Source organism: Microcoleus sp. S36a_B3, assembly GCF_036700745.1.
In the GTDB taxonomy this organism is placed as follows: domain Bacteria; phylum Cyanobacteriota; class Cyanobacteriia; order Cyanobacteriales; family Microcoleaceae; genus Microcoleus.
Window position 1 is genome coordinate 38770 of the sequence record NZ_JAUBPN010000024.1, and the last position, 26809, is coordinate 65578.

A 26809-nucleotide genomic window follows, 5' to 3' on the forward strand; every position below is an offset into this window, starting at 1 on the left:
CGTTTAATTTCCCTCTTGCTCCTGACAACAGTCAACAGTCAACACTCAACAGTCAACAGTCAACTCACTTCCTAATAGTGATTGCCGACTTTGCGGTGGTGAACTGCCGGCAGCGCTTCGGGGTTGGATACGCGACCGCTATCGACCGTAGCATATACGATATGATGATCCGAAAGTTCCATCCGGCTAACCACTTCGCATTCCATGTAAGCCAAAGCATCTGTCAAAATTGGAGAACCGTTGCTGGCTGGTTGAGTTTTAACTCCGGCAAATCGATCGGCACCAGGAGCAAAACGCTTCAAAAAGTGCCTCATCAAGGTTTGATAGTTGCCTTCTTCGAGCACGTTGAGCACAAATTTATCGCCCGCGTGCATCATCGATTCGATCGCCCGATCCTTCGCAACTGCTATAGTTAAACCCAGCGGTTTAAAACTCGCTTGCGTCACCCAAGAAGCTAACATCGCACTGCTAACCGCGCCTTTTTGAGCGGTAATAATGTACAGTCCGCCGCTGATCCGTCCCAAAGCTTTATCCAAGTCGCTATCGAGGGATTTCATCTGTTTGACAGCCTTGTCCCGCGTCAACCACTGTCCCAAGTCGGTGCCGGCTTCGTCGCAAAGTTGATAAATCGCTTCCGTTGGCGCTTCTTTAATCAAAATGTTGGGAAATATTTCTTTCAAACCCAATTCTTTGAACTTGTTTCGCAGCGGGTAAATAGATGCGTCATCGCCGCCGCCGGATTCGCACAAACCGAAGGATTGTTTGTTGTTAGCTGCAACTAAAATTGTGTTGATGGCTGCTTCGGCATTTTCTGCAGCAGCGCCGTTACTAGGCGGCGAACAAATCACGATCCCCGCAGCAGTACCGACAAGTTCGCGGACTTCTTGCAAGTCGGCGATTTTCAAGTCCATCATTTCTACGGCGACACCAGTTTTGGTGATTCCGTGGGCGATCGCCTGACTGAGCCGATCGCTAAATCCGTAATCAGAAGTGTAAAATACCGCTACCGTGGTTTCTGCCTTAGCTTGGGCTTGGCTCCACTTTTTGTAACGTCCAGTAAGTTCAACTACATTGTACCTGAGCAGTGGCCCATGACCTGTTGCCACCGTACCGATTTCTCCCAATTCTGCCATCCGTTTCATGGCGCTGAGTACCGATCGAGCATTGGGAGCCATCAAACACTCATAATAAAAGTGATAATCTTCCTCAACCGCTGCTAAATCGTCATCGTAGGTACTGTCGGAACAGTAGTGCATCCCGAAAGCATCGCAGGTGAAGATCACTTGAGTTTTGCTATCGTAGCTGAAAATAGTATCAGGCCAGTGCAGGTTCGGCGCAGATACAAATTCGATAACGTGGCCGTTACCTAAATCTAATTTGTCGCCATTTTTGACTACAAGCCGCTCAAAAGGCTGGTGTACCAGATTTTCTAAAAATTGAATTGCTACTTTCGCCCCCACCACTATTGCTTGGGGCGCCAAAGCCAACACATCTTTAACTAAACCGCTGTGGTCGGGTTCGGTGTGGCTGATAATTAGATAATCAATTTGTTTCGGGTCAATTTCCCCCGCCAGAGTCTCCATATATTGCTGGCGAAACTTCTCGTGGGAGGTATCGACGAGGGCGGTTTTTTCGCCGCGAATGATGAATGAGTTGTAAGTTGTACCGTTTTGGAGTCCGAATTCAATGTCAAAGCGGTCTCTATCCCAGTCCAGGCATCGAATTGCCGTTGTATCAGGGGCAATTTCGACTTTTTCCACTGTCAATCTGCGTTGGACTCGTTCAGTCAGGGCTACCATACTGTGCCTCCTTGTCTGTTATCCATTACCTTATTGTTTCCATTCTGACACGTTTCTTTTGTAAATCTTCATAAAATTTCTTATGAAGGTGTTAAGTAACTTGAAAGTTATTAATGTATGGATGGGGCGATCGTCTACGGGATAGCTTCGTTTCGCGGGAATTTTGTAAAAAATCTACAAATTAGGTATTGACAAAATTACAATTTTACCTATCAAATTTTAAAATAAATGGGAAGCACCCAAAACTCAGAAACCCGGTTTCTAAGTTTTGGGTGCTAGTGATATCAATTCCGGTTGCACTCATACATGATGTTAACAGTCAACAGTTAACAGTTAACAGTCAACAGTCAACAGTCAACAGTGAATTTACTATTCCCATGAAGAGAGGATTGGATATGATGTGTTTCGGAAGATGTATTGGACTTCGCTTTATGTTTTTTGGGGGAAGATACGGTGTCGTATCGCCGTTTTCCGACACTACCTGCTGCTAATTTTCCGAATAGAGAACGGTTGTACAACCAGTTGACTAAGCAGAATGGTGATTTGGTAGTACCGAGTTTTGAGCCTGTGGCTTTGATTTATAGAAGCTAAGGCGATAAAGAGTTTTGAGTTGCCGGCTTCCAGGGAGGCGATCGCCTCCCTTTGATGCTTTTGCTAAGCGTTTTTTCCCAGCAATCTTACAAGAAAGAACCGCTATTAAGAGCAGATTGGTTCACATTATAAACCACTCCTAAGTAGTCATTCCCCGACTTAATTGCCGTTGAAGCTAAAGCCGTCGCCCCATCTAAAACGACGTTGACTGACTCAAAAGTTAATTGACTGAAACTAAAACCAACCAATCTGATTTTATCCTCAGAAGAATTGAAATCAGTAATCACATCAGCTTGAGATGGGTTAGTGTCAGTATATTGTAATACAAAGGTGTCCCTTCCTCCACCACCTGTGAGAGCATCGAAACCTCGATCGCCCCACAACTCATCATCCCCATCTCCGCCAAGCAAGACATCATTTTCCTTACCACCGCGTAAGATATCATTACCAGCACCGCCGGTGAGAGTGTCATTGTCATTATTGCCACTCAAGAAATCATTACCATTGCCACCTGATAATTGATCTGACTCTTTCCCACCAAACAAGGAATCGTTACCATCAGCACCATTAATGATATCAGCACCTCGGTCGCCAAAGATGGTGTCGCCGTTGCTACTTCCGGTCAAGTTATCATTGCCAGATAAGCCACGAATTGGTTGACCAAAGGCTGAAGTTGGGATGCTGCTATCATCTAGATCGGTGAGTAGATATTGACCCTCTACCACTTGATTTTGTGGGAAACCGGTGGGTTCGCCGCGATCGGTTAGACTGATTAGCGGCGTGTTAATTGCTAATGTGCGTGTTGGTGTCGGCGATGGCCCCGGCGATGGTGTCGGCGATGGGCCCGGCGATGGTGTTGGTATCGGTAATGGTGTCGGCGAGGATCCCTGTCCGGGTGTCTGCGGGGGTGTCGGTGCCGCATTCACGACAAGTTGGAAGAAATCGCTGGTTGAGGCTTTCCCGTCATTCGCAGTCAATTTTACCTTTAAGTTTCCGACATTTGCAGCCGCAGGTGTGCCACTAAAAGTCTGAGTCGCCGCGTCAAATGCTAACCAAGTCGGTAACGCCGTGCCGTTTTCTTGCGTTGCGGTGTAAGTCAACGGGTCATTTTCAGCATCCGTAAACGTAGTTGTTGGTACTGTAAAACTAAACACCGCACCGCTCGTCGTTGACTTATCGATAGTTGCACTGGCAACAACAGGAGGAGTATTGAGTTTATCGGATACCGTTAAGATAAAGGTATTGCCCGTAGAGGCTTTGCCGTCATTCGCAGTCAATTTTACCTTTAAGTTCCCGACATTTGCAGCCGCAGGTGTGCCACTAAAAACGCCTGTTGTCGCATCAAAGGTTAACCAACCCGGTAACGCTGTTCCGTCTTCTAGGGTGGCGGTGTAAGTCAAAGGGTCATTTTCAGCATCCGTAAACGTAGTTGTTGGTACTGTAAAACTAAACGCCGTATTGATTGTCGCTGACGTATCGTTGAGCGCAACGGCGACAACAGGAGGAGTATTGAGTTTATCGGATACCGTTAACAGGAAAGTATTGGTCGTAAAAGCTTGACCGTCGGAAGCAGCCACATTAACTTTCAGGTTTCCAATATTTGCTATTGCAGGTGTGCCACTAAAAATGCCTGTTGCCGCATCAAATGTTAACCAAGTCGGTAACGCAGTTCCGTCTTCTAGGGTCGCGGTGTAAGTTAAGGGGTCGTTGTTAGGATCGGTAAACGTACCTGTGGGTATTGTAAAAGTAAACCCCGTATCGATCGTCGCAGATTGATCGTTGATCGCAACGGCGAGAACAGGATCGCTGTTTTTACCAACAGTATAAACCTGTCCCTTAAAGTTTCCATCGTTCAGAGCCGTTCCACCTAGAGGAGCATTCAGGATATTAAGGATGCTGTTATCATCCACTAAATCCAGTTCCACCGTGCCATCTAAAGTCCCTGTGTTCACTGGGACATTATAGGTTGTGCCTGTACCCGTGATTGTTCCGATAGTTGCGCCGGTGACACCAGTTGTTACTAATGTGAAGTCCGCAGCATCTACGCCTGTTACAGCTTCATTAAAGGTGACTTGATAATTAACTGTTGTAGCAGCAGTAGGATCGGGATCGAGTTTGTTGATGGCGGTGACGTAGGGAGTAACCGGATTAAAGGTGACAGAATTATCCGTAGAGGTACTGACTGTATTACCATTTCCGGCTAAATCGTTAGCAGCATTGGCGGCAATAGTAGCAGTCAAGGTTCCTGGTTGGGTGAAACCTGTAACGGCTACGTTGTAATTTTGACCTGTAAGATCTCCTGTTACAGTAGCGGTAGCGCCAGCAACACCAGCAAAAGTAATGTCGGTAGCATCAAAACCTGTCACCGGTTCACTAAATGCAACGGTGTAGTTAATCAGGCTATTACTCGTGGGATCGTTAACTTGGCTGCTGGCTTGGTTGATGGTAACGGTGGGTGGGGTGGTGTCAATGACTAAGTTTTTATTCGCACCCAAGGAACTAGCTGCAGCCGGAGCGGGAAGAGTGAGTATCGCTGGGCTAGTCGTCACCGTTGCGTCATTAATCGTACCGCCGTTAAGGGCAAGGGATGCGATCGCGCTATAGTCGAGGTCAAGGCTGGTTTGACCTGCGGCTACGGTGTAATTAAAGATCAGTGTATTTGTAGTGGTACCACTGGCATAGGTAGCGGTTCCCCCTGAGTTAAGGGTAATCGTCGGTGTGCCGCCAGTGATATCGACGACGACGGGTTCGGTAAATGTGACGGTAATCGGAATTACTTTACCAGTCCCATAGCTGCCATCAGTTGAAGTTGAGCTAATGCTGGTGACTTTAGGTGGAACGTTGGCATTAACCAGCAGTGGCGGGGCTGCTGTATTGGGATTTAATGCTGCATCTGTCGCTTTAGATGCAGCGACATCAATGGTGACAGGCCCATCATTTGTAGGTGTGACATCAAAGGTGTAGTTTATACCGCTTCCAGCAAAGTTACTTACAGTACCATTGCCTACGGTGATATCACTAGCATCAAATCCGATGACACTCGCACTGGCCTCAGTAAAGGCAGCCGTGACGGTAAATTTGTCGGTGACAGTTGTTGTTGGGGTTGTTAAGAGGACTGTGGGTGCGATCGTGTCAATGACTATGGCTTTGCTATCTTTTAAAGACTGCCCCGCAGGAATAATTACTGTTGCAACATTGCCAGCAGCATCTGTTAAAGTTCCAGTGGGAGTTACAGATATTGAGTCAAGATCGGCGCTAGTTTGTGGGTTTGCTGGAATATAACTGCCGACAGCAGATGCGCTATTGGTGAAAGCTGGAATAGCCAAAGTAGCACCTGTGTCTAAGGCGACTGTTATTCCCCCTGCGGATGTGACAGGTTCACTGAAGTTGACTGTGACGTTGATGGGGCCATTTGTCAGACCGTAACTGCCATCAGCGGTGGTAGAAGTAACGCTGGTGAGACTAGGTGGAGTCGTGTCAATGACTAAGGCTTTAGTTGCACCCAGGGAACCTGCGGCCTGTGGAGCCGCGAGAGTGAGTGTAGCAGGGGTACCTAGGGTCGAATTAATTGTACCGCCAGCGAGGGCGAGGGCTGCTGTACTGGCATAATCTAGGTCGGCACTGGTGTCACCTGCGGCTACGGTGTAGTTAAAGGTGAGGGTGTTACTACCGGTACCGCTAGCATAGGTAGCGGTTGCTGTGACTCCTCCTCCCAAGGTTAGCGTTGGTGTGCCGGTGACGGCGACGGCTTTGCTAAATACAACGGTAATCGGAACTGTACCGGGAACAGTACCATAGCTACCATCGGCTAAAGTTGAGCTAACGCTGGTGACAGTAGGTGGCAAATCCGCAGTAATGCCAGTTAATTGAGGGGCGGCTGTGTTGTTATTTAAAGCTGTATCCGTCGCTCCATTCGCAGGGATATCAACAGTGATAGGCCCATCCGCTGTAGGTGTGACATCAAAGGTGTAAGCTAGCGGACCTCCAGCTAAGTTACTGGCAGTACCATTGCCTACCGTGATATCAGTAAGAGCAAATCCCAAGACACTCGCACTAGCCTCAGTAAAGGTAGCGGTGACACTAAATGGGGCGGTGACAGTTGCTGGTGCTGCGGTTGTTAAGAGGACTGTGGGTGGAGTCGTGTCAACGACTAAGGCTTTATTCGCACCGAGGGAACCAGCGGCAGCCGGAGCAGGGAGAGTGAGTGTAGCAGGGTTAGTGGCGATATCTGCGATCGTACCGCCAGCGAGGGCGAGGGCTGCTGTACTGGCATAATCAAGATCGGCAATGTTGTCACCTGCGGCTACGGTGTAGTTAAAGGTAAGGGTGTTACTACCGGCACCGCTGGCATAGCTAGCGGCTCCTGCTACTCCTGCTCCCAAGGCTAATGTTGGTGTGCCGGTGACGTTGACGATTTCGCTAAATACAACGGTAATTGGAATAACTGTACCGACTGTGTAACTGCCATCAGCCGTGGTAGCAGTGACGTTGGTAATAGTAGGTGCGGTTCCATCTCTGCTGTAGGTTTCGCCAGTAAATGGTGACGTGAGGGCATTAGTCGCACTATCAGTAATGGTGGGAGCCGCGGATAGGTTTAAGCCGATGGTGCCATCACCAGTACCTCCAACAGCCACATCAACAGTTACAGTGTTAGCGGCTGTTGCTGCTGCCACAGAGGTAACAGTGCCAGTAGCAAGACCGGTTACAGCGGTGGCAAAGTCAGTGACATCTAAGCCACTAACGGGTTCGTCGAATGTCACCGTGTATGTAACATTGGCGGTGGCCAGAGGAATTGATGGGGTTGCAGGAGTGGTGCGGGTAATGCTGAGGACAGTGGGTGCTTTGGCATCAATAACCAGGGCTTTATTTAAACCCAGGGAGCCAGCCCCACCTGCGGGGGGAAGAGTTAAAGTAGCAGCACTGCCATCGGAGACTGTAGTTATCGTACCGTTGAGGGTCGCCGAGGTATAATCGAGGTCAGCATTGTTGTTACCTGTGGCTACGTTGTAGTTAAAGGTGAGCGTATTTGTACCGCTACCGACACCGCTATAGATTGCTACTTCTCCTGTGTTGAGAGTGAATCCTGGGAAGCCCGGTGCGGTGAGGACGTTGACGGGTTCGCTAAATGTAACGGTAATTGGAACAATTTGACCTGCCTTATAAGTACCATCAGGTAAAGCTGAAGTGACATTGGTGATGGTAGCGGGCAAAGTATAACCATAATTGGCAAAATTCAGGGGTTGGGTTTCAATTTCCCCAAATCTCACTTCTAAATTCCAATCTCCCCCTAAGGCTGCAGCACCGGTTAAGTTGTTAGAAGCAGCTACAGCCGTACCCGTGATTTCACTTAATTTTTTGACAAATTTCTTACCAACTTCTCCGGCAGCAACATTACATCCATATAATAGGATGTCGCCTGTTTTAGTTAAGGCTTTTCCCCACTGTTTTAGCCGATCGCCCAAAGCTTCGATCGCACTTTCATCAAGTACCTCAGTACCGAAGGTGATACTCCCTTCATTCCCGTGAGAAATGATGTGCAATGCTTCAATATCACTTTCTTCGGCTAAGGATTGAGTGATTTGCGCGATCGCGCTGGATTTGTCATCTAAAATGACAACTTTACCGCCCTCGGCACTTTGAACAAGGCTTTGATAATCTTGTACAGAGGAGTCAACGAAAATGATTTGCTTAGTCATGCTTAGTTTCCGGTTAATGATTGATTGGTTTTGAATACACTTGAGTTAAGCTCAATATCCTCTAGCCCTATATCCTCCCTACCTAACCCCATTAAAAAAAGGGGGAGGAGAGTTCTTAAAGTCAATCCCTACTTCCCTTGAAAAAAAAGGTTTAGGGATATCTCCGGGGAACAGATGTCAAGGGTTTACGATTTATTGAACTTTTTCGACAATGGCACTAGCGCGGCTATTTGTGGTCTTATTCCAACAAAAATAATCTATCTAATCGCTCAATCAAGTCTAGTAATAAGATTGCTTTTCTCTCCTTGAAACTAGACTTGAGAACGCACCTGATGTAACCCTTGGGTTTTCAGTTCATTGTCAAATAATGGCTCGCCCTACTGCATATTATCGAAATCACGATCGAAATTTTCTTCTCCTAAAAATTGATAAATTAGCGATATAGTTTTCTCTGGTACTTTTGTTAATAAATTGTAATCAACTAATAGTAGAGATGCACTTTGTTCGCTATAGAATACTTCTTTCAGGGAGTTGTAGGCAAACCCTACTAAACGATTACCTTGGCTTAATGCTTCGGTACGACTATAAACTGTCGCTCGTTCCGCTGGATTATTAAATAACTAGGAAACATCAAACCCACATTCCGCACGTCTATTTGTAGTATGCCAAGTAATACGAAAATTCTGAGTTATTTGACGTTTTATTTACGTACAAATACTTAGTCTTTTCGATTTTAAGGTTGGGTAAATTACTAAGTCAATGTAATAATTGCATATTACATTTTGAAGTACAAAAGGTGGAATCAAAGGCATTACGCCGAATCAGTAACTCAATGCTATCCATTATCCAGGCGATGTTCCTGATAGGGTAGATGACTGTCGCTTGGGGAAATAGTTCCCAATTAAAGGTAATTTGCTACACCATAGGCGATTGGTATCGAAAATCACTTCTTTTTTATCAGCTTCCGGGTGATAGTAGGCTGAAAAGATGCTCAGAATGAGCGCCCGTTTTTGTTCATCGGAAATGAAGACATAAAACTCGTTATCTTCGTTCATGGCTTCCAACATTCGATAGACTTTAACCACCCACAGGGCTAGTCACGGCTGCGTGAAACCGGGGGTTTGGCTGCAGGATGGCAGCGATTGAGCTGGAACCGGATCGCGCGCGGCAATCCTGAATTAAAATGGATTTTCTGGGGCATCGAGTTGGAAGATGTTTCAGGTTTTCAAGTAGTTTACCCCGGTCTAGAAGAAGGCTGACGCTTGGTGGTAGACACTTGCTCTGACTGCGACACCTGTTAGAGCCTTAAATAATGTCTGGAGACAAGACTGTACATCTAGCATCTGAGACAGTATCTGCTTCAGGCTGGATGTTGCACAATTTTACGGCATTACCGCCGGTTTGTTGCAAAGTCTATCTGGCGGTAGATGCCAGTCAACGGATCCTCGCGATTATATGATGGTGAGCTGGACAGGAGCGCGATCGCGCTCATCAAAAACTCATGATCTAGATCGTTGCTTTTTGCCACGAAATATGCTAATACCCTATATTATAAAAAATCGGGAATTCAATAAAAGGTCGATCGACAATAAGCGCGATCGACAATAAGTGCGATCGCCCAAATACTGTGATTAAATGGCGCTGGGGCGATCGTCATTTAAGCATTGTTGGAAACAGAAACCCGGTGGCTTACAATAATAAGCTCGCCCAGCATTTAAATTGCACCTCAAAAAATAATTAAACCATCAGTGGGGTGTTAGTCTAGTTGCTAGCCAAAAATATGCAATTCAAATGCCAAAACAACTTACAACCACTAATCATTAACCCATCTCAACCCATCTGATTGGTCAACGGCAATTCAACAATCAACTCAGTTCCTCCGCCAACCTCACTGACGCACCGAATCCGGCCGCCGTGGGCTTGCACAACTACCTGATAGCACACAGAAAGTCCTAAACCAGTACCTTTCCCCACAGGTTTAGTAGTAAAAAATGGATCGAAAATCTTATCCTGAATTTCTGCAGGAATGCCATTTCCGGTATCGCGGACAGAAATTGCTACCCAGTCCGGCTCGCTTTGCCAACTGCGGATTGTTAATTCCCCCGGTTTGTCTGCAGAGTCGATCGCATCTAAAGCATTGTCAATCAAATTATAAAATACTTGGTTGATTTGGCCTGCATGACAGTTAACTCGTGGCAAACTTCCGTATTCTTTGTCAATTTTAATATTTGTTTTTAGCTTATTTTGCAGCATCAATAAACTGCTGTCCAAACCTTCATGCAAATCCACCGCTTTAAATTCCGCCTCGTCTAATCGAGAAAAACTTCGTAGCGTCGTCACGATAGATCGAATCCTACCGCTGCCTTCTCGCATGGAATTGAGCAGTTTGCCAAAGTCTTCTCGAACATAATCTAGTTCTAGTTCTTCATTGATTTTGACAAGTGCTTCCGCGGCTTCCGGGCAGGCTTTTCCGCATAATTCAAGAGCTTCGTTTAAGACTTTAAAATATTCTTTAGCATGAAACAAATTTGCGTGGATAAAATTGTTGGCGTTGTTGATTTCGTGAGCAATTCCCGCTACCATTTGCCCCAAACCAGACATTTTTTCGGTTTGAATTAATTGCTGCTGTGCCGATCGCAATTCTTGCAGCGCTGCTTGCAGTTGCTGGGTTTGAGCTTGAGATTTGACTGCTGCTTCTCGGACTTGGCTGTAAAGTCCTGCTTGCTGAATCGCGATCGCCATTTGGTCGGCTAGCTGCGACAGCAACTCCATTTCTTGTCGCTGCCAGTTGCGAGTATCCCGGCACTCGTGAGCGATCAGCAAACCCCACAGCCTACCTGGTTTTAAATTAGAAATTTCGGCTGGAGACTGTGAAGTTTCTTCGCTTCTATATGTAATAATCGGTACGATCAGATTAGCTTTTACCTGCAAGCGGTCTAAAAAATCAACGTGACAAGGCTCTAAACCCGAATTAAAAATATCATTAATTGCTTTGACTCGCCCTTGCTGGTAAAGAGCGGCGTAATCTCCTCTGAAACACTTATCTGCCCCCATATCTCCTAAAATTGAAGGCCAAGGAACCGTCATATCTTCAACGACAACTTTGCCCTGCCAGTTATCTTCAAACTGGTAGATAATTACTCGATCGCACTGCAACAGTTGGCGCACTTCTCTCACCGCTGTTTGCAGGATAGTTCCCAGATCCAAGGTACTGCGAATTTGGTTGCCGATCAGCCGCAGCAGCGATTCTTGTTCGGCTTGGCGGCGCGTTTTTCTGTAGAGTTTGGCTTGATTGAGCGCGATCGCCAATTGAGAAGCTACCCCTTCTACAAGTTGCCTTTCCCAATCAGTCCATTCCCGTTCGCGATCGCACTGATGCAAGCCAATTATGCCATTGACTTCACCTTGATAGCGAGTAGCTACTGCCAGCATTGACTTAATTTCCAAAGCTTCGGCAATTTTTTTGGTTTCTGGGTTCAACCCCGGAAAATCGAGAAACTTCGTCACTGCTAGCGACTCCTGCTGAGATATAACTTCTTCCAAGTGCGGGTTGTCAGCAATCGGTACTTTCATGCCCAGTTGGATCGGATAATCCCCCGCGTTGTACTCTCCCCGCGTGACTAAAATATTTCCTGTACTTGATTCTTTGACTAAAATACTCGCGCGGCTCGACTGCAGCACCTGCCCCAGCAATCGGCAGGCAGATGTCAAAATTTCTTCTATGTCAAGTGTGCTGCGAATTTCGTTATTAATTTGGTTGAGCAGGTTTGATAGCTGAACTTGCTGCTGCATTTGCACAATTAGGGCTTTTTGTTCGTCTATTTGCGGCTGCAAAAGACCTTCTTCCTGCCTCCAATTTTCAGCTTCCGGCAATTGCGAAGTGAAGATAGTGCAATGGTTTTCTTGTTGTTGTATTTTTAGAGACATATTTACTCTGCCGTTGTACTGTATTTCGATAGATCCTGGTTCTTTACAGATTTGCTTACCCTGCCAAGAGCGCGATCGCCACTACTAGGAATGTTGGAAGATATTAAAACATTATAAAGGATGCACCCCGACCCTTGCAATTATTTGCTTTACAAATATTTATAAATATAAATTAAGGGTTATGTCCACATTCTGCACCCTCAACTGTCACAATCGGTTTTTACTTACTTTTCTTGAACAATTAAGCTCTAGATTATACTTTATTATCGTATATATAGCCTTTCAATCTCTCATAAGAGGTACTATCCAGGATAGGGCATAAACCTCTGTGGGTATAGGGTATACCTCACTTTTTTGAAAACCGCTATAGACGGAAAAAAGTTTTTTGAGAGGCATAATTTATCACTTTAAAAATCGATTGCTCTGAGTAATTGTACTCTGTGACAGTTGAAGGTGCAGAATGTGGGTTATGTAGCCGAAAATACAAATTAAGCGCGCGCCATTGAAATTCCTTAGCTATCGGTCGATTTGAGATTTTCCATTTTTCGCTTTGAGATTTACTTCACAGATCGGTTAGCAGGAACAAAATTCTAAAACTTTGGAAGCATCCACAACAATTGTGGGGGGCGCGACACCTGTTTTTTGCAGGTAAATTAGACTTACTTGCTAGATTAATCGAATCAAATTAATCTAAAATCTATCTTTAGTTCAATGTTGGCGATCGCGCTCGATAAACATGAAAAACTCAATTGTCGATAATTTTCGCCCGCTAGTTGGTACAAGCAACCTGACACCTCTATTCACAGGTAAAGACGAGGTTAAAATAGCTTTGGCGATCGGCAATTCGCGACTCCACTGGGGATTATTTGCTGGGAAAACCCTAGAAAAAACATGGAATACAGAGCATCTGAAAGCTGATGCTGTTTCCAGGCTCTGTGAGACAGAAAAAGCCGAATATTTGGTAAAAACAGTCATGAGTTCGATCGGGCAAATATCAGATATAAATCTCCCTTTTATTCATGATACTCCCGCCGTTTCTAATTCTCACGCACTTTCTTTCATCGCGCCACCTCTGGTTTTGGCATCAGTAGTTCCCCAGCAAACAGCAATCTGGCAGAGTTATCCTAATGTCCGAATTATTACTTTAGACCAGTTGCCGATCGGGGGACTGTATCCTACTCTAGGAATTGACAGAGCTTTGGCTTTACTGGGTGCTGGCAACCAATTGGGTTGGCCAGTTTTAGTTATAGATGCTGGTACAGCTCTAACATTTACTGGGGCAGATGTCAATAGGTATTTAGTTGGGGGCGCTATCTTGCCCGGTTTGGGTTTGCAATTGTCGTCGCTAGGGAAACAAACCGCTGCATTGCCCTCAGTTAGCTTACCAGAAAATCTGCCACACCGCTGGGCAAAAAATACTGCTGGGGCAATTCACAGCGGAGTGGTGTATGCGACGCTGGCAGGAGTTAGGGATTTTATTGAAGATTGGCAGAGGTTGTTTCCCAATAGCAAAATTGCACTCACCGGGGGCGATCGAACTTTGTTATTGCAATACCTCACCGCGGCCTTTCCCGAGACGGCTTCCTGCATAATTGACGCGCCAGAAGCCATTTTTTGGGGAATTAGTTATTAGTCAGTTGGCAGTTGGCAGTTGGCAGTTGGCAGTTGGCAGTTGGCAGTTAGCAGTTGGCAGTTGGCAGTTGGCAGTTGGCAGTTGGCAGTTGGCAGTAGTTATTAGTTGTTAGTTGTTAGTTATTAGTTGTTAGTTATTAGTTGTTAGTTATTGGTTGTTAGTTGTTAGTCAACAGTCCACAATTCCCACTGACTACTGACTACTGACTACTGACTACTGACTACTGACTAATTCACTTAGCAAATTCGCGAATATACTTAGCAACAATATCCGGGGCTTCCTGTGGTAAATTGCTTTCTCCCCCAGTGACAGATTGCAGTTCGGCATTAGGAACTAGAGCGGCATAACATTGACACAGAGATAAAGCTGTGACGCTATCTTCAGAACCGTGCAACAACAAAACAGGCACTTTCAAAAATGGTAAATTATCATCAACTAACTCCGCTGTAGTTTCAGCCCGCCGCCGCCCCAACAGCAACTGCACTGCAACTGGGGACTGCACCAATTGCTGTCTAAAATTTAGCAGTCGGTCAATCTTTTTTTTGCCGCCCAACAACTTAGCAATGGGATAGATCGATCGCAAAAACCAGTAAGCCAACGGAGGTTTACCGATCAGCCAGCGAGCATTCTGCCACCGCGCCCGCCGGTGGCCAACCTTTACCCCTTCAGGGGCCAACAACACTAAACCCTGAACTCGATCGGGATATTTGATCGCGTAGCTGGCCGCCACCCAGCCGCCCAAAGAATGACCGACTAAATAAACCTGTTGCAGGTTCAAAGTGTCGAGGTATTGCGCGAGACATTCTACTTCTAGGTCGATCGAATAATGAACGTTCGGCCGTTCGGAATCGCCAAACCCCAGCAAATCCGGCGCGAAACATTGGTAGTAGGGGCTCAAATGTTCGATCGTCCCCAGCCACTGACTGCTGTCCTGCCAAGAACCGTGTAAAAATACTAAATTAGGGCCTTGACCGACTTCGTGCCAGAAGATTTGCCCTAAAGAAAGTTTGACCCGAGAATTGCGTAGCTGTAAGTACATCCGGTTAAAAATTTAGCTATAAAAAGATTATTAATTTAATGTTCAGAGATTTTGAATTCAAGTAGGAATGCACCTTGATGGCAAAAATCGGGTTTTTTTCCCAAATATTGGCTCTTTGTCTTTAAGAGCGGTGAAAAACCAGGTTTCACGGGCCCGCCATGCGTAAGTCCTACATTAAAAATTAATTCCACACTCATCACAGGCAAATGTTGACTCCGACCAAAAACGGATACTTGTTTTCTGACACTCGTCGCGGGGCGATCCTCTTCTGCAAGCTTCGCTCACGCAATTTTAGACTTTTTTTCAAGAACCCAGATCGATCGCGACGAGTTAATTCTTTAATTCCTCAATCGACGCTCCGGCCAAGTAATTCCCGACTTTACTCAAATTTGGACGGCCTAGTTTAAGCCAAAGTTGTCAGGCCTTGAAAATAGTCCTGCAAGTGCTTGTCGTTATCGTGGCTCAGCAGGTTCTCCGGCAGCGATCCCGGCGAAAAAGCCTCAACCTCGCTGATTTCCAGCGTATCCTGAATTTGCATCTTTCCTTCCACTTCTGCAGCTACCACGATACAAATTGAGTGCAGGCGCGGGTCTCTATCGGCAGCCGAATAAACGCCCACCAAGCGCAGGATTTTGACTAAATCGAGTCCTGTTTCCTCCGCCAATTCCCGCCGCACTGTTGTCGGAACATCCTCTCCCCAGTCAACCATACCTCCCGGCAGTCCCCAGCGACCGTTGTCGCGGCGGCGAATTAACACAATTCGCCCGTCAGGTAATATGGGAATCACCGCAGTACCAGTGACGGGATGGCGAAAAATCAGCCCCAGCACAGTTTGTCCAATTTGCCACAATCGACGCATAAACTCAAAAGCTTGTTTAGGAGAAAGTAATTCGAGGCCTCCTAGCTCGCAGCTCTGGAGTCTTAATTTTGCATTTGTCATTCAGGCGAGATTTCTAGCAAGTCTGCTAAAATCTCCGCTGCGTGAGATTCTGGTTTGATTTTGCAATAAACCTTTTCAATCCTACCATCTGGGTCGATCGCGAAGGTCGATCGAGTAATTCCCATAAATTCTTTTCCCATAAACTTTTTGAGTCCGTAACAGCCGTAGGCGGTAGCGACTTCGGCGTTTGAGTCGCACAGCAAGGGAAAAGGCAGTTGATATTTAGCTGCAAACTTGGCGTGGGATTGGGGCCCGTCTGTGCTGACGCCGAGGACTGCAATATTGCGCGACTCGCAGTCTGAGTAAATGTCGCGAAAGCCGCAAGCTTCTTTGGTACAGCCGGGGGTATTGTCCCGAGGGTAAAAATAAAGTACAACTCGCCGCCCTCGAAAATCTGCAAGGCTGACGACATTGCCTTGCGCGTCGGGCAGGCTGAAGACAGGAGCTACGTCACCGGGATTTACAGTCATTTGTAGTTTTTTTGTCAATAGTTTATGGAAATCTTCTGGAAGATCGAAAACATTGCGTCCGATCGCACCCAGATTCCCAGCGAGTTGAATCCCGGTGTTCTTTTTTCTGGGTCTTGTACCGGGTGTGTTATGATCGTCATCGGTCTAAAATTGAGTAAAACTAGACAACGTAAAAACTTAACTGGATTAGTTGAGTGCGTAGTCACACCTAACGGTGTTGCGGTTTAGCTAGGCAGACAGGAATCCCCACAGTATACTGATCGAAGGTTAGTGTGGGATAAAAGGTGCGTGAGACTCCTGATGCCACCCATTCACAATCTCACAAGCATAGCTTTGAGCCGTGGAGGGGTGGACAACGAGACGAACCAATTCCTTTTTATAATATAAGTGGGGCGGGACGTGTTCCTCACTTTAAAATGCCGTAGAGGGAAACGATTGGAGTACCTTGAAGGAAGTTCTCGATATCCTTAACAGGACTCAGAAGCCTAAACCATATCGCTTGCGATTGTTGTGGGAGCGTCACGAAAGCTAAATTTGAACAAAACCTAGCTACAGAAACAGAACCGATCGAGTACGGTATAGTATACCGGAATTTACGCTTCGGGAGAAGACACGTCTGCTTTAGCTGGAGAAACCCTGTCAGAAGCAAGTGACTTCGCCCAAGCAAGAATCTCAGTCACGCCTGAGTGCACAGAGTATCAATCTTAAGAATTCCCGGGCTTTCGGGCGCGGGGAGTGTCAATGTTTATTAGTGAGGTCATAATGGCTAAGCGCCGCAATCTCAAGAAAGAGAAGGCACAACGAAATCAAGCATACGCTCGCAAATTTCGCAAGCGGAGAAATCAAGATATGTTCTCCAACAAGAGAAGGCGATTTGACGGCGGCAACGGCGGCGGGATGGGCGCCATGAGCGGCGGCGGCGGACGGGACAAGGATATGGCTGCTGCTGAAGAGTAATAGAGTCAGGCTATCTGCCCAATTTAGAACCAGAGTGGAAAACACGATCGTTCTTTCGGAGAGATAGCCAGCCCGAATTTGTCCGAGAATTTAACGATGTTTAGGCGAGCCGATCGCGCGCAGCGATAAGTGATTTTCTCACTTGTTCAAACCCGGTACCTCCATAACTATTGCGAGCCGCCACCACTTGCTGAGGCGCGATCGCGCTGTAAATGTCTGTATCAAAAGCTGGGTGCAAGTCTTTCCACTCCTCAAGTGTCAAATCTTTGAGGAGTTTGCCCCCCGAAAGGCAACTTTTGACGACTTTCCCGACGAGGTTGTAAGCTTCCCGGAAGGGAACGCCTTTAGCGGCCAAGTAGTCTGCTACGTCTGTAGCGTTAGAAAAGTCTTCGGTAACAGCCACGGCGAGGCGCGATTTGTTAAACGCGATTCCTTCCCTGAGCAAAATCGTCATTGCTTCCAAGCAAGCCTGTACCGTTTTCACGGTATCAAACAAAGCTTCTTTATCTTCTTGCAAATCTTTGTTGTAGGCCAAAGGAAGTCCCTTCACTACTACCAACAAGGCTTGCAAGTTACCAAATACCCGTCCCGCTTTGCCCCGCACCAACTCTGGCACGTCGGGATTTTTTTTCTGGGGCATGATGCTAGAACCTGTAGCGCAGCTATCTTTGAGCGTAATAAATCCAAATTCGTGAGAAGACCACAAAATCATTTCTTCTGACAGGCGGCTCAAGTGTACCAAAATCAAGCTGCAGGCTGCGAGAAATTCGATCGCAAAATCTCGATCGCTCACTCCATCTAAGCTGTTAGCATAAACCTTGTCAAAATGCAAGAGTTCTGCCGTATAATCTCGGTCGATTGGGAAAGTCGTCCCCGCCAGCGCACCGCAACCCAAAGGCGAAACATTCACCCGCTTGGAGACATCGCCGAGACGTTCCCAATCGCGATCGGACATTTCAAAATAAGCTAACAAGTAATGAGCCAAACTGATTGGCTGAGCGCGCTGCAAGTGCGTGTAACCGGGGATTAAAGTTTCGACGTTAAGCTCGGCAATATCGAGTAAAACCCCTTGAAATTCTCGCAATTGCTGGCGAATTTCGGCGATGCGATCGCGCAAATACAAACGAGTATCAGTACCTGCTTGATCGTTGCGCGATCGAGCTGTGTGCAGCTTTTTGCCCGCATCCCCCACAATATCCGTCAGTCGCTTTTCTACCGCAAAGTGAACGTCTTCTGCATCAACTCCCGGAACAAAAAGACCTTCGCGGTATTCGCGGCGAATTTGCTCCAAACCATTGACTAACTGTTCGCCTTCTGCTGCAGAAATAATCCCCGTTTTGGCGAGCATTTTAGCATGAGCGACAGAACCAGTCAAATCGTACTCAATCAGTTCAATGTCGAAGCCAATACTAGCATTGAATCGGGCGATCGCTGGGTGCAGCGCTGATTCAAATCTTTGACTCCAAGTTTTTTGTTGTGCTGTCATTACTGAAGGTAAAACTAGATTATATGTCTGTTGCAGAAGTCTTTAAAAAAACCGGTTCTGGGCATCGAAATGCAAGTCTGCCGATTTGCAGCATCAAACTAAAATCCTGCTTCCCTAATTCGGCAAAAAAAGACTTTAATCCCGACTGCAAACTTTTTATACCTGTATTGACACTAAAAAACTGAATTCCTGACTACAAAATTATTAAAATTATACTGCATCACAAAAAAATGAAATCCCGCCTGCTAACTTTTCAAATCTTTTCCGGTTGCATCGGAATAATAAAATCGAGTCAACAGTCCGTAGGGGCGGTGGATGGTGCGGGCCCGCCCTCTTAACAGTCAACAGTCAACAGTCAACAATCACATGACAGTACAACCGGAATTGATATCAAATCTTTTCCTAATGCCCCAAGTCCCACAAAAGCTCTAAGGAAAAATGCCCTTAACGAACCAGCCAACAAATATACCTATAAAAAAAGCTCCTATTTGACCAGTCGAAACAAAATGATTCCAAGCTTTCTGGAAATTAGTAAAAATCTCGTAGCTTTGGCCCAAAATCACCGTATTCAAATGAGATTTTACAACTAACAAATCAACTGCATCATGCCAATGAATCGAGCCGGTCAATCCAGCAATAATTTCCGGCATTAAATTAACTATCATGTTGATTTTCTCCTGTTAAAGGTGTTACTCTAAGTACAACCAGTGTCATGTCATCTTCGTTGCGATTGCCAATACCGATAAACTGCTGAACTCGATCGAACAAATAATCCAAAATTTCCTCAGACTGCTGATAATTTTGACAAGCCCACTGAAAAGCCGCAGTCAAATTATCCTCATCAAACCGATCGCCTCTTTGATTAGCAGCATCGGTAAAACCGTCAGTGTAATAAATAATAGTATCTCCCGGCTGCAATTGCACCTGAGCTTCTTGGTAGTGCGAATCTGGATCGAGACCAATTAACATACCCTCCAAAGTATCGAGTCCCAGAATCGTATTAGTTGCAGCTTGCCACAGCAAAGGTGGGTGGTGAGCAGCATTGCTGTAAGACAAAACGCGAGTTTTCGGGTCATACTCCGAATAAAACAGAGTAACAAAACGGTGGGAATTTTCCAAATCCGCGTGCATTACCCGGTTTAAATGTTGCAAAATTCTCGCAGGCGAGTGGCGGTTCAAAACCTCGGCCCGCAGCATACCCCGCGTCATCGTCATCAACAGGCCCGCCGGCACTCCCTTGCCCATCACGTCGCCGATGACGATGCTCCAGCGACCCTTGTCGATTTTGGACTTGAGATTTTCGATCAGGGATGGGGGGTGTTGCCCCTCATTATCCTTGCCGATCGGGTCATAGTCAGCGGGAATAAAATCATAATAATCTCCACCGACTCTGCTAGCGGTTTGGCAGCGGGCGGCCACGTCAAGACCGGGAATTTTCGGACAACTGCGGGGTTGCAGCCGCAATTGAATTTCCGCCCCGATTTCTAATTCTCTATCTAAGCGTTCTTTTTCAGCTAACTTAACAGTAAGTTCATCTTTGTAGACTGCCACGGCGGTTTGATCCGCCACCAACCGAACTAATTTCTGTCTGCTGGAAGTCCACAGATATTGAGGGTCACTACTAAAAACATAAAGCCGTCCGCGTTCTAAATTTTTGACTAAAATTGGCGTTCCAAACAAATGAACATCCGGGCCCAAATAACGACTTACTTGCAGGTCGAGACTAGAAGTTTGCCCTGAGATTGAGGAAGCAGATTCACCAGCCGGGGCAGCAACTGCTGTAGCTTGTCTGGTGGCCATTTCCAGCGCTTTTTGCAAATCTTGGCAATACCTTCCTTCCTGACAGTGCAACTGCTGAAACCTGACTTGACCGTTGGGTTTGAACAGCACTAAAGCTCCCCCGTCGGCATCGGTAACGCGAGTCGCCACTAAAGGTACTAACTCCAAAAATTGATTGAGATTGTTAAAACTGCGGAGGGCAAATCCTAGGGAGCCCAACATATCTTGAACGTTGTGCTGGTATCGGTGCAAGCGGCCCACCAGTTCTTTGAGGGCAAATACTGGCGTCGCGTCGGTAGAATTGCGACCCGTCGGGCGGTCAGCAGGTTGAGGTGAGGGACGAGGCAAAGGCACAGCAGTCATTTTAAATTTGTGATTTTTGATCTTAAAAGGAACTTGATTGATTGAGGACCTAGAGAAGAGTCCAGTTGTACCGAAGCGTGATTGTTGAGTGTTGAGTGTTTGAACAATACCGATACAACTGGAAACGATATTGCACGCCAGCGAGCAGAAACCCGGTTTTTTTTCTTTAGTAGTTTGGTGCGATGCTAGTTTGAGCTTAAGAATTTGAGACTTTGAAGTTCTGTCCGGGCCTCCAAAAATCGGGCCCGCGGCAGATACTTCATCAATCTCAAATCTAAAATCTAAAATCTAAAATCCAGTAGGGCTTCGACAAATTCGTAACTAGAAAACGGGCGCAAATCTTCGATGCTTTCTCCTACTCCGATAAAGCGGATGGGGAGACCGAGCTGCTGCACTACTGCGAGGGCAACACCACCTTTAGCAGAACCGTCGAGTTTTGTCAATACTACTCCGCTTAATTTGGCAGATTCTGCGAATACTTCTGCCTGTCGCAAACCATTTTGACCTAATGTGGCATCCAAGACCAGTAGAGATTCTACGGTAGCGCCGGGGGCTTTTTTATCTACTATGCGACGGATTTTACTGAGTTCGTCCATGAGATTTTTTTTGTTTTGCAGGCGGCCTGCGGTGTCTACGATCAGCAGTTCTGTGTTTCTGGCGTTGGCGGCGGCGATCGCATCAAACACGACTGCTGCGGGATCGGTATTTTTGCCTGGGTTGGCAATAATTTCGACACCGCTGCGGGCCCCCCAAACTTTGACTTGTTCTACGGCGGCGGCGCGGAAGGTGTCGGCGGCGGCTATTAGGGTGTTGTAGCCGGATTTTTGGGCGATGTGGGCGAGTTTGCCGATCGTTGTAGTTTTACCCGCACCGTTGACTCCGACAATTAACCAGATGTTAAAGGTGTCTTTTTCTGGGGCAAAAGTCAGGCTGTAGGCGGGATTGCCGGCGGCGGTTTCGGCTGTCGGAGCGTCGAGAATGTCACGCAGGATGGTTTTGAGGAAGGCTAGAGCTTGTTCTGGCGGTAAAGCTTCTTGTTTGAGTCTTTCTTGCAGACGGCTGATAATGATGTCGGTGGCTGCGACTCCGACATCGGCTTGTAGGAGCAAAGTCTCAATTTCGGCTACTGCGTCTTGGTTGAGCGGGCCTTGACCGACGATCGCCTTTAGTCGATTAATTAAGCTGCGGCGGGTTCTTTCTAAGCCTTTCCGCAGTTTTTGCAGCCAACTGATTTCTTCGACGGATACTTGATCTGGCCGGCGGCCCTGACTGGCGAGGATTTCTGATGACCATAAAAAGCCTTCGTCAAAGTCGAAACCGGGAATTTCTTCGATAATTGCGGCTCTTTCGGCGGAGGCTGCAATTACTTCTGGTTCTTCAATGGCGGTTTCTTTGAGGCGTTCGATGCGATCCATGCGATCGGCTTGAGCTCTGGCCCAAAACGGCAGAGATTCGTCGGCTTGCGCCTCAGATGCGATCGACTCGGTTTCTTCTACAACTGAGGTTGCAGGTTGGGCAATTTCTATATCTGCTGTAACTTCTAATTGTGGAGCAACGGGTGCAAGGTCGATCGCCCCAGCGATTTGTGGATCTGTGTCGGCAAATCCTGCATTTTGTGCTGCATCGGTTGCTTCAACAATCGCTTCTGGTGCAACTTCTGGAACTTCTGCAACAGTTTCTGCTGGTTCAACTTCTGCAACTTCTGTCTCGGCTGCAACTTCTGCAACTTCTGTCTCGGCTGCAACTTCTGCAACTTCTGTCTCGGCTGCAACTTCTGTCTCGGCTACTTCTGTTTCAGGTTTTTGCTGTTTTTGAATATTTTTGTAAGCAGCTTTCGCCCAATTGAGATAATCTTCGGCTGCAGCGGGTGAACTTTGGTCTGTTGCTGCATCTGTTGGAGACCCGGCGGGTGCCGGTTGTGCCGACTCATCTTGGGTTGGCTGGGGAGGAGTTTCTTTTTCAGAAGATCCGCTTTCGCTGTACTGGCGACGAAACCAATTAAAAACCATAGGAAATTGGGAATATAGTTATTAGCCATTAGTCATCAGTCCTTAGTGTAGAGCGGATTGCGGATTGCCAATCACTAATGACCAATGACTGATGACAAATGACTGCAGGCTGTTGACTATTGAGTGACAACTTCTGCGTTAATTTTATCGACTACTCGGCGGAGGACTCCGTTGATGAAGCGATGTCCTTCGTCGCCGCTGTAACGTTTTGCTAGTTGGACTGCTTCGCTGACGCCGACTTGTTCGGCTAAGCCGAGATAGAGGATTTCGGCGATCGCAATTCTCATGATATCTCGATCGATCCTGGGCAACCGATCTATTTGCCAATCCACGAGGGATTCCGAGAGCAATTCATCAATTTGAGAGCGGTTGGCGCTAACTTTCGTCAGGATTTGCAAAGCATAGGTGCGGACATCTTGCTGGTTAGCAAGCTGGAGCATTTCTGGAAACTCCATTGCGGAACCGAGACGGTTGATGGCGGTTTGCGTAAGTTCCACAGCTTCGCGCACCATTACTCTAGCACTTTGTATATCGCCGGCGCGGATTTCGCTAGCAAGCAGTTTGTCACTACTCCGCTGCACTTCCGAGGCTGCTGCTTCTAGGGATTCTTGAACTTCTGCTGTCAGGGTGCGGACGGCGGCGAGGACAACATCTTCCAGTTTCTTCGCTTCTAAGAGTTCTGGATTTGACGGTAGTTGGCTGATGCCGAGGAGTGCGAGTTCGCGTGCTGTTTCGCGGGATTTTTTCATATTTTTTAGATAGAAATTGGGATAGGAATTTCGGAATTTTTGAGATTGTTAGATACTGGTTGAGACTGTAAACTTGGACTTTAGCAGAAAAATCAGCAAAAAACCCGCCCTCGGTGATGATTGTTTCTGGGCAGGTTTTGGGAAAATATTAGACGAGCAATTGCCACAGCTATTTTAATCTGAGATGTTGCACCGTGCTCAATATTAATTTTATGGGCGGGCTTTCTGGTTCTTGGTATGAACTGGGTTTCTGAGTGTTGGATTTCTCCGCTTCCGGCTGGTTCAGTCTTCTTCGACTGGGACACGCTGGTATCTAGATTCGGATATTAAAGGTTCGAGTGTTTTGCCTGGGGGGTTGTCGGCGGTGACTGAAACTGAGTTGCTGGGGTTGACGATGCCGCCGGAGATGATCAGTTTAAAGGCATCTTCGATCGACATTGACAAATTCACTAGATCGGTTTCCGGGACTATAGCGTACCATCCGGTGGTGGGGTTGGGCGTGGTGGGGATGAAAATGCCGATCGGAGTTTCGCCGGACAAATGAGACTTAATATCGTTACTGTCGATCGTACCCGTCACAAACGCCAAAGTCCAGATTCCCCGCCGGGGATACTCTATCAACACCACTCGGCGAAATTTGTCATTTGAGTTAAGAATAGTTCCCAGCAGTTGTTTGAGGGTTTTGTAAACCGAACCCGCTAGGGGAATTGCCTGCAACAGGCGTTCGCCAAAGTCTAGCAGCCACTTCCCGAAGATGTTGCGGGCCATTAAACCGATGAGTAAAATGCTCAGCAGGGGTACAGCCAGCCCTACTAAAAAATTCAGCAGATTGACCCAAATCGGGTTGAGTCCGTCAAAAGGGTTGATCTGCTTGGGAATTTTGGTAAGAAAATTGATAACCCAACTGGCGACGGTAATTGTCAGCCAGATGGTAGTAGCTAAGGGTATCACTACCAGCAGACCTGCGATCAGGTCGTTTTTTAAGTCTTGTTTGATGCGTTGGAGCACGGGTGGTCAACTCTCCTCGTAACTGGCTGCAAATAACGTGAACAAACCTGAGAGTAAAGCAACTGCACGGGCAAAGAGTGAAAGTCGGCATTTTTATTGTCTTCTATCCCACCTTGCCGCGCCCTTGGATATGGAAAGAGTTAGGAGGTGGTAACTGCGGTTGTGCTGTACTTATATTGTCAAGAATTCTTGCAAATTACTGCCTGTCTTTAATATACTACGTGACTTGGGAAACACTTTACTCCTTTGTATATTTTAAGACAATTTAGCTAGGACTTAACAAATTAGCTCTTAGAGTTGAGACCGATCCCATCGGGACGTTTCCCCTAGAAGGCTGTTGGGCTGCTTGGAGAACAGTTGAATTTTGAGGATGGGGCTGGCTAAACCAAGACAGTTGGTAATTGTACTGCGATCGCGCGCCATCCCATCGAACAATCATTTTTTTGAGAAATTGACAGAAGTGCGATCGACCAATGTAGCAGATATTACGTCAAATTATTTCTAAAATTCTAGATACTTATTAAACCATTTGACTATTGAATTACCATAATAAAAGAGATTCGTAGTGTGGAATGCGAGTCCGTTAAATTGTTACGGAATATCGATAGATCCCTAAATCCCTAAATCCCTAAATCCCTAAATCCCTCAATCCCTCAATCTAAAATCTGATTGTGATGCGTCCAGGACTGGTATAGTCAAATTCATATCCGAGCGCCAAAATCAGCTCAAAAATAAATAGTTTATGTGGCAGACAACAGAACTGTTGGAATAAAACCCTATTCAAGGAAATATTGCGGGTGTTTCAGCCGAAATACCCGACTTATTTGGCGGACATTTACATTTCTAGCGGCGACAAACCAGGAGATTCGGGAGAACCGACAGCATCTGCCGTATTGCGGTATAACGGAGTTACTGGCGAATATATTGACAGGTTTGTCGCTGACAATCCGAATACAGCAACTGATGAAACTGGCGGCCTGTCTCGCCCTTACGGTTTAGCTTTTGGCCCTGACGGAAATTTTTATGTCAGTAGTTTTTTGACTGACCAAATTCTCCGATATAACGGCAAAACTGGACAGTTCATTGATGTATTTGCTGCGGGAAACCAGCAAGCAGGAGGATTGAACGGGCCGAACAATTTACTGTTTGCTCCTGACGGCTATTTGTACGTGACAACGCAGGGGAGTGTTGCTCGTAAGGGTCAAGCCGATTTTAGCGCAAATTTACCCAGTCAGGTGCTGCGTTACAACCCGGAAACCAGGCAGTCAAGTATCTTTGCTTCGCCCGAACCTTCGCCTCGGAGTCAGGGATTTGTGAGTCTTTTGGGAATGGCTATCGGGCCTGATGATGGCGACCTTTATGTGAGCGATTTTGCTAACGATATCAGGCGCTACAATTTAACCAGTGGGGAATTAATTAAGGTTTTACCTACGAATTATACTGATACTTCGCCCAGTAGCAATTATGTAGGTGGTTTGGCATTTTCGCCGATGGGCAATTTGTTTGCTGTGGGCTTTGACAACCGCGCCAGCGCTAACGGTGCGGGTGCTGTTTTACGCTACAGTGGCAAGACTGACGAACCGCTGCCAATATCGAGCAATACTTTGTTGAGTAACAATTCTATTTTTGTTCCTCCCGACAGCAAGTTAGAGCGTCCAGTGGGAATTGCTTTCTTTCCATCGGATGCTCAATTAGGTCAAAAGTGGAATTTTTCACTAGCAAATTACCCAATCGAACATCAAGGGTTAAACAACCTGAATATTGATCTAAATTACAAGTACAAAGATGGGATTCGAGATTATCAATATCCTAATTTTGTGCCGATTTATCAGAGCATTGACAATTTTTTAGTTAATTACCCAAACGAAACTGATTTTTGGGAGATAGTCCACAAAAACCTGACGGAAAAAGTGCTGGCAGAAAATCCGACAATTACGTCTGTGACGGTTAATTTGGATGTTTTGCCGACGGAAAAATTGCCTTATGAGCGCAGCAGCACTGTGACTCGCACAGCCGATGGTAAATTAGGAGAAGGCTGGGATTTCAAAATTCCTGATTATGCGATCGAACATCAGGGTTTGAATAATCTAAATATTGATGTCAAGTATCAGTATAAACCAGGAATTACCCAGGGTGAATATCCTGATTTTGTGCCGATTTACCAAGCCATTGACAATTTCTTGAGTGCTTATCCAAACGCAACGGATTTCTGGGAAATTGTGAATAAGAATTTGACGCAAAAGGTGCTGGCAGAAAATCCGGCTTTGAATTCAGTGGAAATTAATCTGGAGGTTTTGCCTACTAACCGATTGCCTTACGATCGAGCTAGTATTGTGTCGATCGCCTAACCTGTAAAAGTCGCT

At 46.4% G+C, this 26809-nt stretch carries 19 protein-coding genes; 6 read left to right on the forward strand and 13 right to left on the reverse strand.

The genetic code is table 11. The features are described 5' to 3' along the window. Positions 1-71: 71 nt before the first annotated feature. Positions 72-1799 carry a diflavin flavoprotein gene (locus QUA01_RS21610; RefSeq protein WP_333092640.1) on the reverse strand — a complete coding sequence of 576 codons (1728 nt, stop codon included), beginning with the start codon at positions 1797-1799 and terminating at the stop codon, positions 72-74. Between the two features lie 417 nt (positions 1800-2216). On the opposite strand from QUA01_RS21610, the gene QUA01_RS21615 reads away from it, so the two are divergent. After that, positions 2217-2390, forward strand: coding sequence for a hypothetical protein (locus QUA01_RS21615; RefSeq protein ID WP_442921579.1), 174 nt, complete (start codon positions 2217-2219; stop codon positions 2388-2390). Between the two features lie 86 nt (positions 2391-2476). Here the strand turns inward: QUA01_RS21615 and QUA01_RS21620 are convergent, their stop codons facing one another. Both QUA01_RS21620 and QUA01_RS21625 read right to left on the reverse strand, forming a co-directional pair. Further along, positions 2477-8086: a DUF4347 domain-containing protein gene (locus tag QUA01_RS21620; protein ID WP_333092639.1), complete on the reverse strand. Its 5610-nt coding sequence runs from the start codon at positions 8084-8086 to the stop codon at positions 2477-2479. Positions 8087-8928: 842 nt separating this feature from the next. Next, positions 8929-9141, reverse strand: coding sequence for a hypothetical protein (locus QUA01_RS21625; RefSeq protein ID WP_333092638.1), 213 nt, complete (start codon positions 9139-9141; stop codon positions 8929-8931). Positions 9142-9207: 66 nt separating this feature from the next. On the opposite strand from QUA01_RS21625, the gene QUA01_RS21630 reads away from it, so the two are divergent. Next, entirely contained in the window at positions 9208-9345 is a 138-nt protein-coding gene (locus QUA01_RS21630) for a hypothetical protein (protein WP_333092637.1), read from the forward strand. A 571-nt stretch (positions 9346-9916) separates the two neighbouring features. Here the strand turns inward: QUA01_RS21630 and QUA01_RS21635 are convergent. Beyond that, positions 9917-12013, reverse strand: coding sequence for a GAF domain-containing sensor histidine kinase (locus QUA01_RS21635; protein WP_333092636.1), 2097 nt, complete (start codon positions 12011-12013; stop codon positions 9917-9919). 736 nt (positions 12014-12749) lie between these two features. On the opposite strand from QUA01_RS21635, the gene QUA01_RS21640 reads away from it, so the two are divergent. After that, entirely contained in the window at positions 12750-13646 is an 897-nt protein-coding gene (locus tag QUA01_RS21640; RefSeq protein WP_333092635.1) for a pantothenate kinase, read from the forward strand. Positions 13647-13878: 232 nt separating this feature from the next. Here QUA01_RS21640 and QUA01_RS21645 read toward each other — a convergent pair whose 3' ends face one another. The 3 genes from QUA01_RS21645 to bcp all read right to left on the reverse strand — a co-directional run bounded on the left by QUA01_RS21645 (position 13879) and on the right by bcp (position 16095). Further along, positions 13879-14685 carry an alpha/beta fold hydrolase gene (locus tag QUA01_RS21645; RefSeq protein WP_333092634.1) on the reverse strand — a complete coding sequence of 269 codons (807 nt, stop codon included), beginning with the start codon at positions 14683-14685 and terminating at the stop codon, positions 13879-13881. Positions 14686-15088: 403 nt separating this feature from the next. Beyond that, complete coding sequence (locus QUA01_RS21650; RefSeq protein ID WP_194010783.1) at positions 15089-15544, reverse strand: NUDIX domain-containing protein; 456 nt, start codon at positions 15542-15544, stop codon at positions 15089-15091. Between the two features lie 77 nt (positions 15545-15621). Then, positions 15622-16095 carry a thioredoxin-dependent thiol peroxidase gene (bcp, locus tag QUA01_RS21655; protein WP_333092633.1) on the reverse strand — a complete coding sequence of 158 codons (474 nt, stop codon included), beginning with the start codon at positions 16093-16095 and terminating at the stop codon, positions 15622-15624. Between the two features lie 762 nt (positions 16096-16857). Here bcp and QUA01_RS21660 point away from each other — a divergent pair. After that, positions 16858-17052, forward strand: a complete 195-nt coding sequence (locus QUA01_RS21660) for a hypothetical protein (RefSeq protein ID WP_194010773.1) — start codon at positions 16858-16860, stop codon at positions 17050-17052. A 100-nt stretch (positions 17053-17152) separates the two neighbouring features. Here the strand turns inward: QUA01_RS21660 and argH are convergent, their stop codons facing one another. The 6 genes from argH to QUA01_RS21690 form a co-directional block, all read right to left on the reverse strand. Next, complete coding sequence (argH, locus tag QUA01_RS21665) at positions 17153-18538, reverse strand: argininosuccinate lyase (protein ID WP_333092632.1); 1386 nt, start codon at positions 18536-18538, stop codon at positions 17153-17155. A gap of 428 nt (positions 18539-18966) precedes the next feature. After that, complete coding sequence (locus QUA01_RS21670; RefSeq protein WP_194066727.1) at positions 18967-19203, reverse strand: hypothetical protein; 237 nt, start codon at positions 19201-19203, stop codon at positions 18967-18969. Then, a complete protein-coding gene (locus QUA01_RS21675; protein ID WP_333092631.1) occupies positions 19193-20680 on the reverse strand; it encodes a PP2C family protein-serine/threonine phosphatase in 1488 nt (495 codons plus the stop codon). Before QUA01_RS21675 ends, QUA01_RS21670 begins: the two co-directional genes overlap by 11 nt. A 281-nt stretch (positions 20681-20961) precedes the next feature. Continuing rightward, on the reverse strand, positions 20962-22689 hold the full coding sequence (gene ftsY, locus QUA01_RS21680) for a signal recognition particle-docking protein FtsY (RefSeq protein ID WP_333092630.1): 1728 nt from the start codon (positions 22687-22689) through the stop codon (positions 20962-20964). Positions 22690-22805: 116 nt separating this feature from the next. Beyond that, a complete protein-coding gene (nusB, locus tag QUA01_RS21685) occupies positions 22806-23438 on the reverse strand; it encodes a transcription antitermination factor NusB (protein WP_194010778.1) in 633 nt (210 codons plus the stop codon). Between the two features lie 282 nt (positions 23439-23720). After that, positions 23721-24446 carry a DUF502 domain-containing protein gene (locus tag QUA01_RS21690; protein WP_333092629.1) on the reverse strand — a complete coding sequence of 242 codons (726 nt, stop codon included), beginning with the start codon at positions 24444-24446 and terminating at the stop codon, positions 23721-23723. Between the two features lie 370 nt (positions 24447-24816). Between QUA01_RS21690 and QUA01_RS21695 the strand changes: the two genes are divergently transcribed. Further along, complete coding sequence (locus tag QUA01_RS21695) at positions 24817-24951, forward strand: hypothetical protein (protein WP_333092628.1); 135 nt, start codon at positions 24817-24819, stop codon at positions 24949-24951. Between the two features lie 292 nt (positions 24952-25243). Continuing rightward, positions 25244-26794, forward strand: coding sequence for a Vgb family protein (locus QUA01_RS21700; protein ID WP_333092627.1), 1551 nt, complete (start codon positions 25244-25246; stop codon positions 26792-26794). The last annotated feature ends 15 nt before the right edge of the window (positions 26795-26809 follow it).

Coding starts and splice junctions, on each gene's coding strand:
- QUA01_RS21610 (WP_333092640.1), bottom strand. CDS start 1,799: ATGGTAGCCCTGACTGAACGAGTCCAACGCAGATTGACAGTGGAAAAA.
- QUA01_RS21620 (WP_333092639.1), bottom strand. CDS start 8,086: ATGACTAAGCAAATCATTTTCGTTGACTCCTCTGTACAAGATTATCAA.
- QUA01_RS21625 (WP_333092638.1), bottom strand. CDS start 9,141: ATGAACGAAGATAACGAGTTTTATGTCTTCATTTCCGATGAACAAAAA.
- QUA01_RS21635 (WP_333092636.1), bottom strand. CDS start 12,013: ATGTCTCTAAAAATACAACAACAAGAAAACCATTGCACTATCTTCACT.
- QUA01_RS21640 (WP_333092635.1), top strand. CDS start 12,750: ATGAAAAACTCAATTGTCGATAATTTTCGCCCGCTAGTTGGTACAAGC.
- QUA01_RS21645 (WP_333092634.1), bottom strand. CDS start 14,685: ATGTACTTACAGCTACGCAATTCTCGGGTCAAACTTTCTTTAGGGCAA.
- QUA01_RS21650 (WP_194010783.1), bottom strand. CDS start 15,544: ATGCGTCGATTGTGGCAAATTGGACAAACTGTGCTGGGGCTGATTTTT.
- bcp (WP_333092633.1), bottom strand. CDS start 16,095: ATGACTGTAAATCCCGGTGACGTAGCTCCTGTCTTCAGCCTGCCCGAC.
- QUA01_RS21660 (WP_194010773.1), top strand. CDS start 16,858: ATGGCTAAGCGCCGCAATCTCAAGAAAGAGAAGGCACAACGAAATCAA.
- argH (WP_333092632.1), bottom strand. CDS start 18,538: ATGACAGCACAACAAAAAACTTGGAGTCAAAGATTTGAATCAGCGCTG.
- QUA01_RS21670 (WP_194066727.1), bottom strand. CDS start 19,203: ATGATAGTTAATTTAATGCCGGAAATTATTGCTGGATTGACCGGCTCG.
- QUA01_RS21675 (WP_333092631.1), bottom strand. CDS start 20,680: ATGACTGCTGTGCCTTTGCCTCGTCCCTCACCTCAACCTGCTGACCGC.
- ftsY (WP_333092630.1), bottom strand. CDS start 22,689: ATGGTTTTTAATTGGTTTCGTCGCCAGTACAGCGAAAGCGGATCTTCT.
- nusB (WP_194010778.1), bottom strand. CDS start 23,438: ATGAAAAAATCCCGCGAAACAGCACGCGAACTCGCACTCCTCGGCATC.
- QUA01_RS21695 (WP_333092628.1), top strand. CDS start 24,817: ATGGGGCTGGCTAAACCAAGACAGTTGGTAATTGTACTGCGATCGCGC.